This is a genomic window from uncultured Jannaschia sp. (assembly GCF_947494055.1).
In the GTDB taxonomy this organism is placed as follows: Bacteria; Pseudomonadota; Alphaproteobacteria; order Rhodobacterales; family Rhodobacteraceae; genus Jannaschia.
Map to the genome: position 1 here is coordinate 36,459 of NZ_CANLTR010000024.1, position 14,551 is coordinate 51,009.

The 14,551-nt window shown below is 68.3% G+C and carries 15 protein-coding genes; 6 read left to right on the forward strand and 9 right to left on the reverse strand.

From position 1 onward, the window contains the following. Positions 1-22: 22 nt before the first annotated feature. The 3 genes from kynU to Q1A87_RS16045 all read left to right on the forward strand — a co-directional run bounded on the left by kynU (position 23) and on the right by Q1A87_RS16045 (position 3,087). Positions 23-1,237 carry a kynureninase gene (gene kynU, locus Q1A87_RS16035; protein WP_299653398.1) on the forward strand — a complete coding sequence of 405 codons (1,215 nt, stop codon included), beginning with the start codon at positions 23-25 and terminating at the stop codon, positions 1,235-1,237. Positions 1,238-1,322: 85 nt separating this feature from the next. Beyond that, the gene (locus tag Q1A87_RS16040) at positions 1,323-2,591 is read left to right on the forward strand and encodes a DUF3422 domain-containing protein (RefSeq protein ID WP_299653399.1); all 1,269 of its coding nucleotides are present in this window, start codon (positions 1,323-1,325) and stop codon (positions 2,589-2,591) included. A gap of 100 nt (positions 2,592-2,691) precedes the next feature. Further along, complete coding sequence (locus Q1A87_RS16045; protein WP_299653400.1) at positions 2,692-3,087, forward strand: ester cyclase; 396 nt, start codon at positions 2,692-2,694, stop codon at positions 3,085-3,087. 44 nt (positions 3,088-3,131) lie between these two features. Here Q1A87_RS16045 and argB read toward each other — a convergent pair whose 3' ends face one another. The 9 genes from argB to rpmH form a co-directional block, all read right to left on the reverse strand. Further along, on the reverse strand, positions 3,132-4,001 hold the full coding sequence (gene argB, locus Q1A87_RS16050) for an acetylglutamate kinase (RefSeq protein WP_299653423.1): 870 nt from the start codon (positions 3,999-4,001) through the stop codon (positions 3,132-3,134). Beyond that, positions 4,001-4,663: a ribosome biogenesis GTP-binding protein YihA/YsxC gene (yihA, locus tag Q1A87_RS16055; protein ID WP_299653402.1), complete on the reverse strand. Its 663-nt coding sequence runs from the start codon at positions 4,661-4,663 to the stop codon at positions 4,001-4,003. Before yihA ends, argB begins: the two co-directional genes overlap by 1 nt. Continuing rightward, complete coding sequence (locus Q1A87_RS16060; protein ID WP_299653404.1) at positions 4,660-5,394, reverse strand: MOSC N-terminal beta barrel domain-containing protein; 735 nt, start codon at positions 5,392-5,394, stop codon at positions 4,660-4,662. The genes yihA and Q1A87_RS16060 overlap by 4 nt, the downstream gene beginning before the upstream one ends. Further along, entirely contained in the window at positions 5,391-7,256 is a 1,866-nt protein-coding gene (gene yidC / locus Q1A87_RS16065; RefSeq protein WP_299653406.1) for a membrane protein insertase YidC, read from the reverse strand. Before yidC ends, Q1A87_RS16060 begins: the two co-directional genes overlap by 4 nt. Positions 7,257-7,371: 115 nt before the next feature. Next, on the reverse strand, positions 7,372-8,919 hold the full coding sequence (locus Q1A87_RS16070) for a bifunctional diguanylate cyclase/phosphodiesterase (RefSeq protein ID WP_299653408.1): 1,548 nt from the start codon (positions 8,917-8,919) through the stop codon (positions 7,372-7,374). A gap of 67 nt (positions 8,920-8,986) precedes the next feature. After that, positions 8,987-9,874 (reverse strand): tRNA 2-thiocytidine(32) synthetase TtcA, encoded by an 888-nt coding sequence (gene ttcA / locus Q1A87_RS16075; protein ID WP_299653410.1) that lies wholly within the window; start codon positions 9,872-9,874, stop codon positions 8,987-8,989. A 19-nt stretch (positions 9,875-9,893) separates the two neighbouring features. Next, a complete protein-coding gene (gene yidD, locus Q1A87_RS16080; RefSeq protein ID WP_299653411.1) occupies positions 9,894-10,112 on the reverse strand; it encodes a membrane protein insertion efficiency factor YidD in 219 nt (72 codons plus the stop codon). Then, positions 10,109-10,492: a ribonuclease P protein component gene (gene rnpA / locus Q1A87_RS16085; protein ID WP_299653413.1), complete on the reverse strand. Its 384-nt coding sequence runs from the start codon at positions 10,490-10,492 to the stop codon at positions 10,109-10,111. The genes yidD and rnpA overlap by 4 nt, the downstream gene beginning before the upstream one ends. Before the next feature lie 14 nt (positions 10,493-10,506). Then, positions 10,507-10,641: a 50S ribosomal protein L34 gene (rpmH, locus tag Q1A87_RS16090; RefSeq protein ID WP_012177012.1), complete on the reverse strand. Its 135-nt coding sequence runs from the start codon at positions 10,639-10,641 to the stop codon at positions 10,507-10,509. A gap of 268 nt (positions 10,642-10,909) precedes the next feature. Here rpmH and Q1A87_RS16095 point away from each other — a divergent pair, with 268 nt between their 5' ends. The 3 genes from Q1A87_RS16095 (at position 10,910) to Q1A87_RS16105 (ending at position 14,512) form a co-directional block, all read left to right on the forward strand. Continuing rightward, a complete protein-coding gene (locus Q1A87_RS16095) occupies positions 10,910-11,638 on the forward strand; it encodes a TVP38/TMEM64 family protein (RefSeq protein ID WP_299653415.1) in 729 nt (242 codons plus the stop codon). Between the two features lie 4 nt (positions 11,639-11,642). Continuing rightward, positions 11,643-13,055: an FAD-dependent oxidoreductase gene (locus tag Q1A87_RS16100; protein WP_299653417.1), complete on the forward strand. Its 1,413-nt coding sequence runs from the start codon at positions 11,643-11,645 to the stop codon at positions 13,053-13,055. Positions 13,056-13,126: 71 nt separating this feature from the next. Beyond that, positions 13,127-14,512, forward strand: a complete 1,386-nt coding sequence (locus Q1A87_RS16105) for a HAMP domain-containing sensor histidine kinase (protein WP_299653419.1) — start codon at positions 13,127-13,129, stop codon at positions 14,510-14,512. Positions 14,513-14,551 lie beyond the last annotated feature (39 nt).

The window sequence follows — 14,551 nt, forward strand, 5'->3', positions numbered from 1 at the left end:
CGTTTCGTGCGCGGAGGTGCGGATGCGGGATCACGATACAGGGGACGGAACGGACTGGACGGCGCTGCGTGCGCGGTTCCACCTGCCGGAGGGGCTGATCTATCTCGACGGCAATTCGCTGGGCCCGATGCCACGGGCGGTGCCCGAGCGCGTCCGGCGGACAGTGGAGGACGAATGGGGCGGCATGCTCATCCGCGGCTGGAACGACGCCGGCTGGATGGACTGGCCGGCCCGGTTGGGCGACCGGATCGGTCGCCTGATCGGCGCGCCTGCGGGATCGACGATGGTCGGCGATACGCTGTCGATCAAGGTCTGGCAGGCGCTCGACGCTGCGCTGCGCCTGTGGCCCGAGCGGCGGGTGATCCTGTCGGACAGCGGCAACTTCCCGAGCGACCTCTACATGGCCGAGGGCTTGATCGCCGCGCTGGGCCGGGGCCATGAGCTTCGCGTGGTCGCGCCCGAGGCGGTGGCCGATTCCATCGACGCGGACGTGGCCGTCCTGATGCTGACGCAGGTGGATTACCGCACCGGCCGCCTGCACGACATGACCGCGCTGACCGCGCGGGTGCATGCGGCGGGGGCGCTCGCGATCTGGGACCTTGCCCATTCCGCCGGCGCGCTGGAGATCGACGTGACAGCCGCAGATGCCGATTTCGCCGTCGGCTGCACCTACAAGTACCTCAATGCCGGTCCGGGCGCGCCGGCCTTCATCCATGTCCGCCCGGACCTTCACGATCTCATCGAGCCGGCGCTGTCGGGCTGGCTCGGGCATGCCGCCCCGTTCGCCTTCGATCCCGCCTACCGGCCGGGGCCGGGGATCGCCCGGATGCGTGTCGGCACGCCGCCCGTCCTGCAACTCGCAGCGCTCGAGGCGGCGCTCGATATCTGGGACGATGTGGACATGGCGGACCTGCGCGTTCGCTCCCTTGCCTTGTCCGAGCGGTTCGTACGGGCGGTCGGGGCGCGCTGTCCCGACCTCGTGCCCGCCTTGCCGCCCGATATCCCGCGCGGCAGCCAGGTGAGCTTCCGCCACCCGGAGGGCTACGCAGTGATGCAGGCGCTGATCGCGCGCGGCGTGATCGGCGATTTCCGCGCGCCCGACATCCTGCGCTTCGGGTTCACGCCGCTCTTCATCGGCGAGGCCGAGGTCGACGCGGCCGTGGCGATCCTCGCCGACATCCTCGAAACCGCTGCGTGGGATACGCCGGAGTTTCGCGCGCGCAAGGCCGTGACCTGAAAGCCGCCATGCCGCCGCATACCGGATCGTCGCGATTGCCTGCGCCGCGCCGACCCGCTTCGATCGGACGAAAACGGAGAGGACGATGCTGCGCGACCATCCCGAGCGTTACGAGACGGCTCTCGAGCTGCACGCACGGCCCTTTCCTGCGCTGCGCACCGGCTCCGAGGCCGCGTTCCTCGCCGTCAAGCGCGCGCATGACGCCGCGAACCGCGACCGGGCCGCGGATCGCGCGCACCTGATCGCGCTGCTCGACCGGTTCGGGGCCGACCATCCGAAGCCGGACGCCACGCATTTCTTCGGCACGCTCGGTCGCTACCGGTTGAAATGGGAGAGCCATACCGAGTTCGTCACCTACACGATCTTTTCCGACGGCCTGACCGAGCGGCCCTTCGACGGGTCGCTCTTCGAGGCCTTCCCGCGCGACTGGCTCGACGACGCGCCCGGGCTCCGCCTCACCTCGATCCTGCTGCGCGTCGAGCCCGAGATCACGGACATCCCCGCGCGTCTCCACGACTGGTTCGAGGGCGAGAGCCTCGCCGTCAGCCGCGTCGTCGACGGCGCCGCGGTGATCGCGGGCGACTTCCGCATCGACGCGCGCGGCCATGCCCGCTTTGCCGTCTTTACCGGGGAAGAGGCGGGCGAGCGGCGGATCGGGCGGATCGTGCAACGGCTCTGCGAGATCGAGACCTACAAGACGATGTCGATGCTGGCTTTGCCGCGCGCCCGCGAGCTCGGCGCCCGGCTGACGGAGATCGACGGCGAGCTCTCGGCGCTGGTGGGCGAGCTCCGCTCCGCCGAGCGCACGTCGGACGCCACCCTCGAGCAGCTCCTCGCCATCGGCTCGGACCTCGAGACGATGCTGGCCCGCTCCGCCTTCCGCTTCGGCGCGACGGGGGCCTATTCCGCGCTGGTCGAGCAGCGCATCGGGGTGCTGCGGGAGGAGCGGTTCGGCGGGCGGCAGACCTTCGCGGAATTCATGATGCGCCGCTTCGACCCGGCGATGCGGACCTGCCGGTCGGTGGAGCGGCGGATGGAGGCGCTGGCCGAACGCGCCCGGCGGGCGGGCGACCTGCTCTCCACCCGGGTCAGCGTGGAGCGGGAGCAACAGAACGGCCGGCTGCTTCGCTCGATGGACGAACGCGCGGCGATGCAGCTCCGTCTGCAGAAGACGGTGGAGGGGCTGTCGGTCGTGGCGATCGGCTACTACGCGGTGAACCTCGTCACCTATCTCGCCTATCCGTTCGGGGCGCGGTTCGGGCTCACGAAGGAAATGATCTCCGCTCTGGCGGTCCTGCCCGTCCTGCTCGTCGTGTGGTTCGTCGTTCACCGCATCCGCGCGATGGCCGAGTGAAAGCGCCATCCCCCTTGCCGTGGGGCAGGCAGGAGAAAGCGCTAACGCGCTCGAATGCTGGCCGGAACCGAGGCGCTCGGCACCAGGACGAGGACGACACGTGACGCGTGACGACCTCCACGACTTCTACCGCGCCTACATCGCCTGCCTGAACCGGCAGGACTGGCCGAACCTGCACCGCTACGTGGGAGAGGCGGTCCGGTACAACGGCGCGTCGATCGGGCTCGACGGGTATCGGGCCATGCTCATCGGAGATTTCGAGGCCATCCCGGACCTCGCCTTCAACATCGAGCTCATCGTTGCCGAGCCGCCGACGGTCGCGAGCCGGCTGGCCTTCGACTGCACGCCGGTCGGGACATTGTTCGGCCTGCCGGTGAACGGACGACGCATGCGTTTCACCGAGAACGTATTCTACGAAGTGCGGGAGGGCGCGATACGATCCGTCTGGTCGGTGATCGACAAGGCCGCCGTCGCAGCCCAGATTCGGGATGCCTGAGGGAAGGGCGATACGGACGGAGCGTTCCTTCGCCCCCCACGCAGCTATGTCTTGCGGATCAGGCTGCCCGCGCCGTGGCTGGTGAAGAGCTCGAGCAGGACGGCGTTCGGCACCCGCCCGTCGAGGATGACGACCGCCCGCACGCCCGCGTCGAGCGCGTCGAGGGCCGTCTCGGTCTTCGGGATCATCCCGCCCGCGATCACGCCCGCCTCGGTCATCTCGCGAACCTGCGCCGCCGTCAGCGCGGTGACGACCTCGCCCGAGGCATCCTTCACGCCGCTCACGTCGGTCAGCAGCAGCAGCCGGTCGGCCTTCAGCGCCCCCGCCACGGCGCCGGCCGCGGTGTCGCCGTTGATGTTGTAGGTCTCGTCCTGCGCGCCCGTGCCGATCGGCGCGATGACCGGGATCATCTCGTCGCGGAACAGCGAGTGCAGCAGCCGCGGATCGACCTCGGTCGGCGTGCCGACGAAGCCCAGCTCGGGGTCGGTCTGCTCGCAGGTGATCATGTCCGCGTCCTTGCCGGAAAGCCCGACGGCGCGGCCGCCCGCGGTATTGATTGCCTGCACGATGCGCTTGTTGATCTCGCCGGCAAGGACCATCTCGACGACCTGCAGCGTGGCGGCGTCGGTCACCCGCTTGCCGCGCACGAATTCGGACGTGACGCCCAGCCGCTCCAGCATCGCGTTGATCATCGGCCCGCCGCCGTGGATGATGACCGGGTTGATCCCCACCGTCCGCATCAGAACCACGTCGCGCGCGAAGCTGGCCATGCCCTCGTCGGAGCCCATCGCGTGGCCGCCGAGCTTGATGACCACGACCGCGTCGTCGTAGCGCGTAAGGTAGGGCAGGGCCTCGTTCAGGGTCCGGGCGATCGCGGCATTGTCCCGATTGTCCATTGCGTCCTGCCTCTGCATCATTCGATGGCCGCGATCGTGGCACGCAGGGTCGGGATGCCCCAGCCCTTTTCGCTGCTGGTCACGATGAGCTCGGGATAGGCGGCCGGATGGCGCGCGAGCGCGGCCCGTGTCCGGTCGAGCGCGCGATCGCGCTCGGCATCCTTCACCTTGTCGGCCTTCGTCAGCACCGTCTGGAAGGTCACCGCCGAGGCGTCGAGGAGCGACATGATCTCCTCGTCCACCTCCTTCACGCCGTGGCGCGCGTCGATCAGCACGAAGGCGCGGCGCAGCGACGGGCGGCCGGCGAGGTAGGCCTTCAGAAGGTCCTGCCACTTGGCGACGACCGCCACCGGGGCGTTCGCGAAGCCGTAGCCGGGCAGATCCACGAGGTAATGGCTCTGCCCCAGCGTGAAGAAGTTGATTTCCTGCGTCCGGCCCGGCGTGTTCGAGGCGCGGGCCAGTGCCTTGCGGCCGGTCAGCGCGTTGATCAGCGTCGACTTGCCAACGTTCGAGCGACCGGCGACGCAGACCTCCACCCGGTCCGCGGGCGGCATGCCCGACATCGCGACGACGCCCTTGAGGAAGTCCGGCTCGGAGACGAAAAGCTTGCGCGCCCGCTCCGCCGACGCCCCGTCCGGGGCCTCGGCCTCGGGGAAGGGCAGGATCGGCCCGGCGCTCATTGCAGAACCAGTTCGTCGCCGGTCTCGACCCGGCCCGGGGCGATACAGGTCAGGTAGACGCCGAAGTCGCGGTGGCCCCAGCCCCCCTCGAGCGCGCCCAGCGTGTCGCCGTCGATGCGGCCGGTCTCGGGGTCGGCCATCGTCGCACGGCAGCGGGTGATCCGCTCGGCGACGCGGAACCGCGCCGTGCCGAGCGCGACCTCGCGTCCGATCCACTCGAACTCGACCCAGGGCGCGGCCCCGTCGATCCAGAGGTTGCCGCGCCAGCGATGGCGGCTCAGGTCGCGGCCCATATGCGCGGCCAGCGCATCGAGGCTCGCGACGTTGTTGAGCGAGATCGAGGGGAAGTCGGTGTCGGTGTAGCCCCGCTCTGCCGACCGGACGATCCCGGTCGGGCTGGCGCGCCCGGGGTCGAGGAGCGGCGCGATCCAGTCGAGGAAGACGCGGTTGTCGCCATCGGGGTCGAAGGTCAGGTCCGGCCGCTCGGGATGGTGCAGCGTGACCGCATCCGTGCCGCTCTCCGCGGTGATCGCCATCAGAGCCGGCAGCTTTGCGCCCCGCTGGAAGTTCGCCGCCGGGGCCCATTCGGCGCCTCGCTGCTTCGAAGTCTCGTGAACGACGGCCCAGACCCGGTCGCCCGGAACGGTGCCGTCCTCCGCGATGTCGAAGCCATCCAGCGCCTCCCGGCCGTGCCCCTTGATCGGGTGGCGCCAGATTTCGGCGAGCCTCATTTCTCCGCCGGTGCCTTGGCGTCGTTGGCCGCCGCGGGCTTCTTGCGGCCGAGGCTCGACTTGATGTTTCCGAAGAGGTCTGGCTTCGCACCGTGACTGCGCATGATCGTGTATTGCTGCAGGAAGGTGATCGTGTTGTTGCCGATCCAGTAGACCACCAGGCCGCTCGCGAAGCCGCCCAGCATGAACATGAAGACCCAGGGCAGCCAGGCGAAGATCATCGCCTGCGTGGGGTCGGTCGGGGCCGGATTCAGCTTCTGCTGCAACCACATCGAGATGCCGAGCATGATCGGAAGGATCCCGATGAAGATGAGCGCGAGGATCGAGCCCGGGTCCGGAGCGGCCCAGGGCAGCAGCCCGAAGAGGTTGAAGAGCGACGTCGGATCGGGTGCGGAGAGATCCTGGAAGGGTCCGAAGAACGGCGCGTGGCGCAGCTCGATCGTGACGAAGATCACCTTGTAGAGGCTGAAGAAGATGGGGATCTGCATGAGGATCGGCAGGCAGCCCGCCGCCGGGTTCACCTTGTTGGTCTTGTAGAGCTCCATCATCCCCTGCTGGAGCTTCTGGCGATCGTCGCCGGCACGCTCCTTCAGTTTCTCCATCTCCGGCTGGAGTTCCTTCATCCGGGCCATCGAGACGTAGGACTTGTAGGCCAGCGGAAAGAGGATCGCCTTGATGCCGAGCGTGAGCAGGATGATCGCCACGCCCATGTTGCCGATCACGCCGTTGAGCCAGTGCAACGCCGCGAAGATCGGCTTCGTCAAGAAGTAGAACCAGCCCCAGTCGATCGAGTCGACGAAACCCGCCACGCCCTCCTCGTTCTGGTAGTGCCGGATCGTCTCCCATTCCTTCGCGCCGGCGAAGAGCCGCGACTCGGAGGAGACCGTCGCGCCCGGCGCGACCTCGACCGGGGGCAGGCGGGTCTCGGTCTGGTAGATGTCGGCGCTGTCGACGTACTTGACGATTTCGGCGAAGGGCGCGCCCGCGGGGGGGATCAGCGTCGTCATCCAGTACTTGTCGGTGAATCCGATCCAGCCATCCGCGCTGGCCTCGACCCGCTGCACGCGGCCGCCCTCGGCGGGCACTTGGTCGAGATCGGTCATGTCGTCGTAATCGACCTCGATCAGCTCGCCGTCGCTGCGTGCGACGACCCCTTCATGCAGGATGAAGAAGTTGACCGTGTCGGGTTCCCCGTGCCGCGCGACGAGCCCGTAGGGCGCGAGCCGGACCGGGGCATCGGTGGTGTTCTCGACGCTTTGCTCGACATCGAACATGTAGTCCTCGTCGACCGAGATCGTGCGGCGGAAGACGAGCCCTGCGCCGTTGTCCCAGTTCAACGTCACCGGCGTCTCGGGCGTGAGTTCGGCCCCCTCGGGTGCGCTCCATTCGGTCGTCGCCGAGGGCACCGCGTCGAAGTCGAGGTCGCCGCCAGGCACCCATCCGTGCAGCGCGTAGTAGGCGCCGGGCCCGCCCGCGGGCGAGAGCAGGGTCACGATCGGGGAATCGTCGTCGATCGTCTCCTGGTAATCCTTGAGCGAGATGTCGTCGATCCGGCCGCCGGTCAGCGAGATCGAGCCGGTCAGGCGCGGCGTGTCGACCGGGACGCGGTTGGTCGCCGCGACGGCCTCGGCGCGGGTCTCCTCGGGCGTCGCGACGACCGCACCGGGGACCGCGGCGGTTTCCACGCCCCCCGAAGTGGGCGGCGCGACGGCGCCCGTGGCCGTGTCCTGAATGCCGTCGGACGTGTCCCCCTCGACGATGTCGGGCGAGCGCTGCTCCGGCGGGAAGAGGAAAAACCACACCAGCAGCACCAGCGCGCTGAGCACCGTGGCAAGAATGAGGTTCTTGTTCTGATCGTCCATTACGGGCCTGTCGCGCGAATGTCGGGAATTGCGCGCCGTTCAACAGACCATGCCTACCAAGGTCAAGGCGAAAGCGGATCAATGGCGGGCCCGGCCGTCCGTGTTCACGTCGCCGTCAGGCTGTGCCCTGCGGGTGCATGTTTCGCAGCGCCGCGTTCGAATGGGGCTGAAGGGCGCGGGCCCAGGCGGTGGTCTTCTCGAACGGCATCGGTCGGGCGATGCCGTCGCCCTGCAGATGCGGGCAGCCCATCTCCACGAGGGTGGCCTTCTCCTCGGGCGTCTCCACGCCTTCGGCCAGCGTCTCGATCGAGAGGCTCTCAGCCAGTCCGAGGATGGCGCGGACGATCTCCTGCTTCGTCGGGTCGCTATCGATGCCCGCGACGAAGGAGCGGTCGATCTTGATCCGGTGGACGCCGAACTTGGCGATATGCGCGATCGACGCCGCGCCGGTGCCGAAATCGTCCAGATCGAGGCGAAAGCCCGCCTTCCGCAGCGCCATGACGTTGCGCATGATCGCCTCGTCCGCGTCGCGCAGCGTGACCGTCTCGAGGATCTCGATGGCGAGGCGGCCGGGCTCCATGTCGTGTCGGTCGAGCTGCCAGATGACCCGCTCGGCCATGCGCGGATCGGCGAGTTGCTCGAGCGAGACGTTGACCCCGACGCAGGGCACGTCGATCCCGGCCGCGTCCCACGCGGTCAACGCGTCGAGGCTGGCCTTCAGGACCTGCTCGCCGAGCTCCGCAGACTTGCCCGCGGAGTGGATCGTCGGCAGGAACTGCGCCGGCGACAAGATGCCGAGATCGGGGTGATGCCAGCGGACCAGTGCCTCGAAGCCGGCGATGCAACCGGTCAGGGCGTTGATCTGCGGCTGGAACCAGGGGCGGATCTGACCGCTCTCCAGCGCGTCATCGATCTGAAGCGCAAGGCGGTGGTCGGTCTCCACCTGCGCCTGCATGTCGGGGTTGAACGCGCGGATGGCGTCGTTGCCCTGCTGCCGGGCCATCCGCAGCGCACAATCGGCGGCGGCGAGCATCGCGGCACCGGAGCGGGCGGGCGCCATTCCTTCGCTGCAGATGCCGATGCAGGCATGCACGCGGATCGAACGGCCCTCGATCGAGATCGGCTGCGCGACGGCGGCCTGGATACGGTCGACGATGCTCATGACCACGTCGAGATCGGCCCGGCGGGTGGGCGCGAGCACGACGACCGCGCCGTCGTAGCCGGTCCGCATGACGATGTCGGCGCCGCGCATCGCGGTGGTGATGCGCTGGATGACGCGGTCCATGACCTTCTCGCTGATCTCCGTGCCCCATTCGCCGTCGGCAATGTGGAGGTCGTCGATCTGGGCGTGAAGCACGGCGGTGGTGCGGTCGCGGCGAGTGCAGTCGGCAAGCGTGTCGTCGACGATCCGCTGCAGCGCGAGGCGGTCGAGCGGCTGCACGACGAGGTGGGAGGCAGACTGTGCGCCGGGGCGGCGTCCGAGGCGTCCGTCGAGGGCGAGGAGGACCGGCAGGAGGATGACGAGGGCCATCGTCAGGGCTTCCAGCCCAAGCAGCCAGGCCCCGGTGACGAGGACCGGATAAAGGAGCAGCCATTCCACGTTGCGCAGCGCCGCACGCAGACGCGCAAGCGATGTCGGTCCGATCCCGGTCCCGTGCGACATGAGTGACTCCGATTGGCCGGTGCGAGCCTGTAAACCTCCAAATTATGACCAAGAGCTTAACAGGGCCTCAACCGTCGGATGTACCTCCGGAAAGATCGTCATGGATCACCGGCGCAAGACCGGCGAAGTCGAAGAGTGCCGGGTCGAGGAGGTGCGAGGGCCGGACTTGCGTGAGGGCGGAGAACATCTTTGCGCGCCGACCGGGATTGCGGGTTTCCCAGTCGTCGAGCATTCCCTTGATCGCCTGTCGCTGGAGACCGTCCTGCGAGCCGCAGAGGTCACACGGGATGATTGGGTAGCGCATGGCCTGGGCGAACCGGGCGCAGTCGGCCTCCGAGACATGGGCGAGGGGGCGCAGGACCGTCAGGTCGCCCTCGTCGTTCACCAGCTTCGGCGGCATCGTCGCGACCTTGCCGCCGTGGAAGAGGTTGAGAAAAAACGTTTCGAGGATGTCGTCGCGGTGATGCCCGAGGACCACGGCCGAACAGCCCTCCTCGCGCGCCACGCGGTAGAGGTTACCGCGCCGCAGCCGCGAGCAGAGCGCGCAATAGGTGCGGCCGGCGGGCACCTTGTCGGTGACGATGGAATAGGTGTCGCGGTACTCGATCCGATGCGGCACGCCCATCCGTGCAAGGAACTCGGGCAGGACGGTGGCCGGAAACCCCGGCTGTCCCTGGTCGAGGTTGCAGGCGAGAAGGTCGACCGGCAGGACGCCGCGCCACTTGAGCTCGGTCAGCGCCGCGAGGAGGGTGTAGCTATCCTTGCCGCCCGACAGGCAGACGAGCCAGCGGTCCCGATCTCCAGCCGGCGCGCCTCCGGCGCAACGTCGAACCATGCCGTAGCGGTCCACCGCCTCCCGCGTCTCGCGGATGATACGCTTGCGGAGCTTGCGGAACTCCGTCGTCTTCGGCGCGCCCGCGAAGAGCGGATGGATGTCGTCGGTCTCGTCCAGCATGGGCCGCCTCCTAGGCGCGTCAGGGCACGTTGTCGATGCCGGACCGACCCCAGGGGTGGCAGCGCGCGACGCGGCGTATCGACAGCCAGCCGCCGTGCAGGCCGCCATGCTTCGCGAGCGCCTCGAACGCGTAGGCCGAGCAGGTCGGCTGGAACCGGCAATTGTGACCGACATGCGGGGAGGCCACCGCCCGGTAGAGGTGGACAGGCCAGGACAGGACGCGGGCAAGGGGGGTCATCCGCCGGCCTTGTCATGCGCCTTGGCGAGCGCACGGCGCAGGTCGTCGCGGAGCGCCTCGAACGCCCGTCCCGCCGTCACCTCCGCCCGTCCGATCAGCGCGTAGTCCCAGCCTTGACGTCCCCGCGTGGGAAGCTCGAGCCGGGCAATCTCTCGCAGGCGACGCTTCGCGCGGTTTCGCGCCACCGCGTTACCGACCTTCTTCGAGCAGGTGAACCCGACTCCGATGACGGGATCGCCGTCGCCCCGGTCCCGCGCCTGCAGCAGGAACGATTCCGCAGGAACCCGGACCGCGCGGTTGAGCGCGAGGAATTGCGGACGCTTGCGCAGCACGCGTAGCGACGCCGGAGAGGCGGTCCCCTCCGACGCCGGATCGATCACGTCGATCGGTTGGCTCAGGCCGAGAGCGACTTGCGGCCGCGAGCGCGGCGGGCGTTCAGGATCTTGCGGCCGGCCTTGGTGGCCATGCGCGCACGGAAGCCGTGACGGCGCTTGCGGACGAGGTTCGAGGGCTGGAAGGTGCGTTTCATGGCCTTCACTCCGTAGGACTTGGGCCGGAATCGAACGTGCGGCCGCCAGAAAAACTTGGAGCCGCCGTCTAGGTCACCCATCCGGGGCTGTCAACGGGCCGGGATGGCCGAAACAGGCACGATACGATCCGGCGCCGGTTTTGAAACATTGCGTGGCCGGCGCTATCCCTGCGGACACGGCGGCTCAGGTCGACGTGATCCGGACTGGGCTTAGATGACATCGCGAGACAGGCTCTCAACCGGCCCGCACCGCATGACACGAGGCGCCATGACAGACCGAACGACGACGCAGGGACGACGCGGCCTGGCGCGCTACGGGCCGATCCTGCTCATTGCCGTCGTGGCTGTAGCCGGGGCGTTCCTGCTGCGGGACAGGATCGGCTTCGATGCGCTGGCGCAGAACCGGGAGGCGCTGATCGCGTTCCGGGACGCGAACTACCTCCTGACGGTGGCGGGATTCTGTCTGGCCTATGTGGCCATCGTCGCCTTCTCTCTGCCCGGCGCGGCGATCGCGACGCTGACCGGCGGCTTCCTGTTCGGGCTGTTCCCGGGCGTCCTCTACAATGCCGGTTCGGCGACCATCGGCGCGACCCTGATCTTCCTTGCGGCGAAGCACGGCCTCGGCGACCGGCTCGCCGCGCGGATGGACGGCGCGGGGGGCGCCGTGCGCAAATTGCGCAACGGCATCCGCGAGGACGAGACGTCGTATCTCTTCATCATGCGATTGATCCCGGTCGTGCCGTTCTTCGTGGCCAACCTCGTCCCGGCCCTCATGGGCGTGTCGCTGCGAAAGTATGTGGCGACGACCTTCCTGGGGATTCTGCCGGGAAGCCTCGTCTACACCTGGGTCGGCGCCGGACTGGGCGAGGTCTTCGCGCGGGGCGAGACGCCCGACCTCGGCATCATCTTCGCGCCGCACATCCTCGGTCCGATCCTCGGCCTCGCGGCGCTTGCGCTGTTGCCGGTGGTGGTCAAGAGATTACGGCGGAAGGATTGACACGATGCAGGATATCAAGACCGACGCTCTGGTTCTCGGCGCCGGTTCCGCGGGGCTGAGCTTCGCGGCAGGGGCGAGCCGGATGGGCGCCGACGTGACCCTGATGGAGGGGCACAAGATGGGCGGGGATTGCCTGAACTATGGCTGCATTCCCTCCAAGTCCCTGCTCGCCGCCGCCAAACATGCCCATGCCATGACGACCGGCGAGCCCTTCGGCATCACCCCGGTCGCCCCCGAGATCGATTACGCCGCCGCCAAGCGCTACGTGAAGCACGTCATCGAGACGATCGCGCCGGTCGACAGCCAGGAGCGGTTCCAGGGGTTGGGCGTCCGCGTCATCCGCGCCGATGGACGGTTCGTGGACGAACGCACCGTCGAGGGTGGCGGATACCGGATCACCGCGCGGCGCATCGTCATCGCCACCGGGTCCTCGCCGCTCGTTCCGCCGATCACCGGGCTCGCGGATGTGCCCTACCTGACCAACGAGACGATCTTCGACCTGATGGAGCGTCCCGAGCACCTGCTCATCATCGGTGGTGGCCCGATCGGAATGGAGATGGCGCAGGCGCATGTCCGGCTCGGCTGTCGCGTGACGGTGATCACGGGCGGACGCGCAATGCCCAAGGACGACCCTGAATTGTCCGCGCTGGTGCTCGACCGCCTCCGGGCCGAAGGGGTGGAGATCGTCGCGGGGGCGAAGGCCGATCGTGTTTCCGGGCAGGCCGGCAAGATCACGGTGCGGACCGAGAAAGGCGAGTGGACGGGGACGCACCTCCTCGTGGCGGCCGGGCGCAAGCCCAATATCGAGCGGCTCGATCTGGACAGGGCCGGCATCGCGTATGATCGCGCCATCAAGGTCGGCGACGACCTCAGGACGACCAACCGCCGGGTCTACGCCATCGGCGACGTTGCCGGGCGGCTCCAGTTCACGCATGTGGCCGGCTATCACGGCGCGACCGTGATCCGCCCGATCCTGTTCGGTCTGCCCGCGAAGGCCCGGACGGACCACATTCCGTGGGTGACCTATACCGATCCGGAGCTGGCCCAGGTCGGCCAGACGGAGGCCCAGGCGCGCGAGGCGCACGGGGACCGGCTCGAGGTGCTGCGCTTCCCTTACGACGAGAACGATCGCGCGGTCGCCGTCGGCCGCCCGGACGGGCTCATCAAGGTGATGGCCGTCCGAGGCAAGATCGTCGGCGCTTCCATCGTCGGCGACGCGGCGGGCGAGCTGATCGGGCTCTGGGCGCTGGCGATCGCCGACGGCATGAAGGTGGGACAGATCGCCCAGATGGTCGCGCCCTATCCGACATTGGGCGAAGTCTCGAAGCGCGCGGCGGGGCAATACTACGTCCCCCGCCTGTTCGAGAACGACGCGGTGAAGCGCGTGGTCCGCCTGGTGCAGCGCTGGGTGCCGTGACGAACGGGCCTGTCGCCAAAGGCGGACGCGGGCGCTAGGGTCCGCCCCGACCCCAATCGACCGGGCCTTCGATGCTGCGTTCTCTTTCCGGCCGTTTCCTGATCCTCACGATCGCCTTCGTGATGCTGGCGGAGGTGCTGATCTTCGTTCCGGCCATCACGCAGTTCCGGCTCGACTACCTGTCGGACCGTCTGGAGCGGGCGCAGATCGCGTCGCTCGCGCTTCTCGGCACGAACGACATGATCGACCCGGAGCTGGAGAAAGAGCTCCTGCAGAACGCGGGCGTCCTGAACGTCGTGCTGCGGCGGGATGCGTCGCGGCAACTCGTCCTTTCCTCCAACCTGAAGGCGCCTGTCGTGGCGACCGTGGATCTTCGCGACGCGAACCGGATCGTGGACATGCGCGACGCCTTGCGCCGGTTCGTCGTACCCGGGCGCGAGATCATCCGCGTGATTGCCGATCCCGCTCGCGACGGTGGCGATCTTATCGAGGCGGCGATCGACACGACGGACCTTCACCGCGAGATGATCCGGTACGGGCGCAACATCCTCGCGCTGAGCCTCGTGATCCTCGTCATCACGTCGCTTGCTCTGTTCCTAGCGGTACGCCGCCTGATGGTTCAGCCGATCGAGGACCTCGTCGCCCAGATGAAGCGGTACGCCGCCGCGCCCGAGGATGCCCGGCAGGTGATCGAGCCGCGCTCGGGCATCCGCGAGTTGCGTGAAGCGGAAACGACGCTGCGCGATCTCGAGACCCAGCTGACGGCCTCGCTTCGCCAGAAGGAACGCCTCGCCCAGCTCGGTGGCGCGGTCGCGAAGATCAGCCATGACCTGCGCAACATCCTGACCACCGCGACGCTTTTGGCCGACCGGATGGAACGGGTGGACGATCCGACGGTCAAGCGCGTGGCGCCGAAGATCGTCAGGTCGCTGACCCGCGCGGTGAACCTTACTGAAGGCACGCTCGCCTTCGGCCGCGCGGAGGAGGCGCCGCCGGCCTTGCAGCGGGTCGAACTGGTTCCGCTCCTCGACGAGGTGATCGAGAGCGAGCGGCTTGCCTATGAGGGGGACGACGTCGCCATTCGCCAGGACGTTCCCGCCGGCACGGTGATCCGGCTCGATCCCGAGCAGATGCATCGCGTTCTGGGCAACCTCATACGCAATGCCCGACAGGCGATTCAAACGACGCAAGCGCCCGGAGAGATCGTTGTCTCGACGGAAGAGACGGCCGATCTCTGGCGCATCCGGGTCGCCGATACCGGTCCCGGCCTGCCGCTGCGTGCACAGGAGAACCTGTTTCAGGCCTTCCAGGGCAACGTGCGAAAGGGCGGCACAGGTCTCGGCCTCGCCATCGCCGCCGAGCTCGTGCGCGGGCATGGCGGCATGCTCGAGATGGAGCGAACCGGACCGGACGGGACGACCTTCCGGATCGACCTGCCGAAGGGAATGACGGCCTAGGTGTTCAGTCCCGGCATTTGGTGGATCGGATTGAGGATG

Excerpts from the sequence above, each read along its gene's own strand:
- Q1A87_RS16105 (WP_299653419.1), top strand. The coding sequence starts at position 13,127 with ATGCTGCGTTCTCTTTCCGGCCGTTTCCTGATCCTCACGATCGCCTTC.
- yidC (WP_299653406.1), bottom strand. The coding sequence starts at position 7,256 with ATGGACGATCAGAACAAGAACCTCATTCTTGCCACGGTGCTCAGCGCG.
- Q1A87_RS16040 (WP_299653399.1), top strand. The coding sequence starts at position 1,323 with ATGCTGCGCGACCATCCCGAGCGTTACGAGACGGCTCTCGAGCTGCAC.
- kynU (WP_299653398.1), top strand. The coding sequence starts at position 23 with ATGCGGGATCACGATACAGGGGACGGAACGGACTGGACGGCGCTGCGT.
- yidD (WP_299653411.1), bottom strand. The coding sequence starts at position 10,112 with ATGACCCCCCTTGCCCGCGTCCTGTCCTGGCCTGTCCACCTCTACCGG.
- ttcA (WP_299653410.1), bottom strand. The coding sequence starts at position 9,874 with ATGCTGGACGAGACCGACGACATCCATCCGCTCTTCGCGGGCGCGCCG.
- argB (WP_299653423.1), bottom strand. The coding sequence starts at position 4,001 with ATGCAGAGGCAGGACGCAATGGACAATCGGGACAATGCCGCGATCGCC.
- rpmH (WP_012177012.1), bottom strand. The coding sequence starts at position 10,641 with ATGAAACGCACCTTCCAGCCCTCGAACCTCGTCCGCAAGCGCCGTCAC.
- Q1A87_RS16070 (WP_299653408.1), bottom strand. The coding sequence starts at position 8,919 with ATGTCGCACGGGACCGGGATCGGACCGACATCGCTTGCGCGTCTGCGT.
- Q1A87_RS16095 (WP_299653415.1), top strand. The coding sequence starts at position 10,910 with ATGACAGACCGAACGACGACGCAGGGACGACGCGGCCTGGCGCGCTAC.
- Q1A87_RS16060 (WP_299653404.1), bottom strand. The coding sequence starts at position 5,394 with ATGAGGCTCGCCGAAATCTGGCGCCACCCGATCAAGGGGCACGGCCGG.
- Q1A87_RS16100 (WP_299653417.1), top strand. The coding sequence starts at position 11,643 with ATGCAGGATATCAAGACCGACGCTCTGGTTCTCGGCGCCGGTTCCGCG.
- yihA (WP_299653402.1), bottom strand. The coding sequence starts at position 4,663 with ATGAGCGCCGGGCCGATCCTGCCCTTCCCCGAGGCCGAGGCCCCGGAC.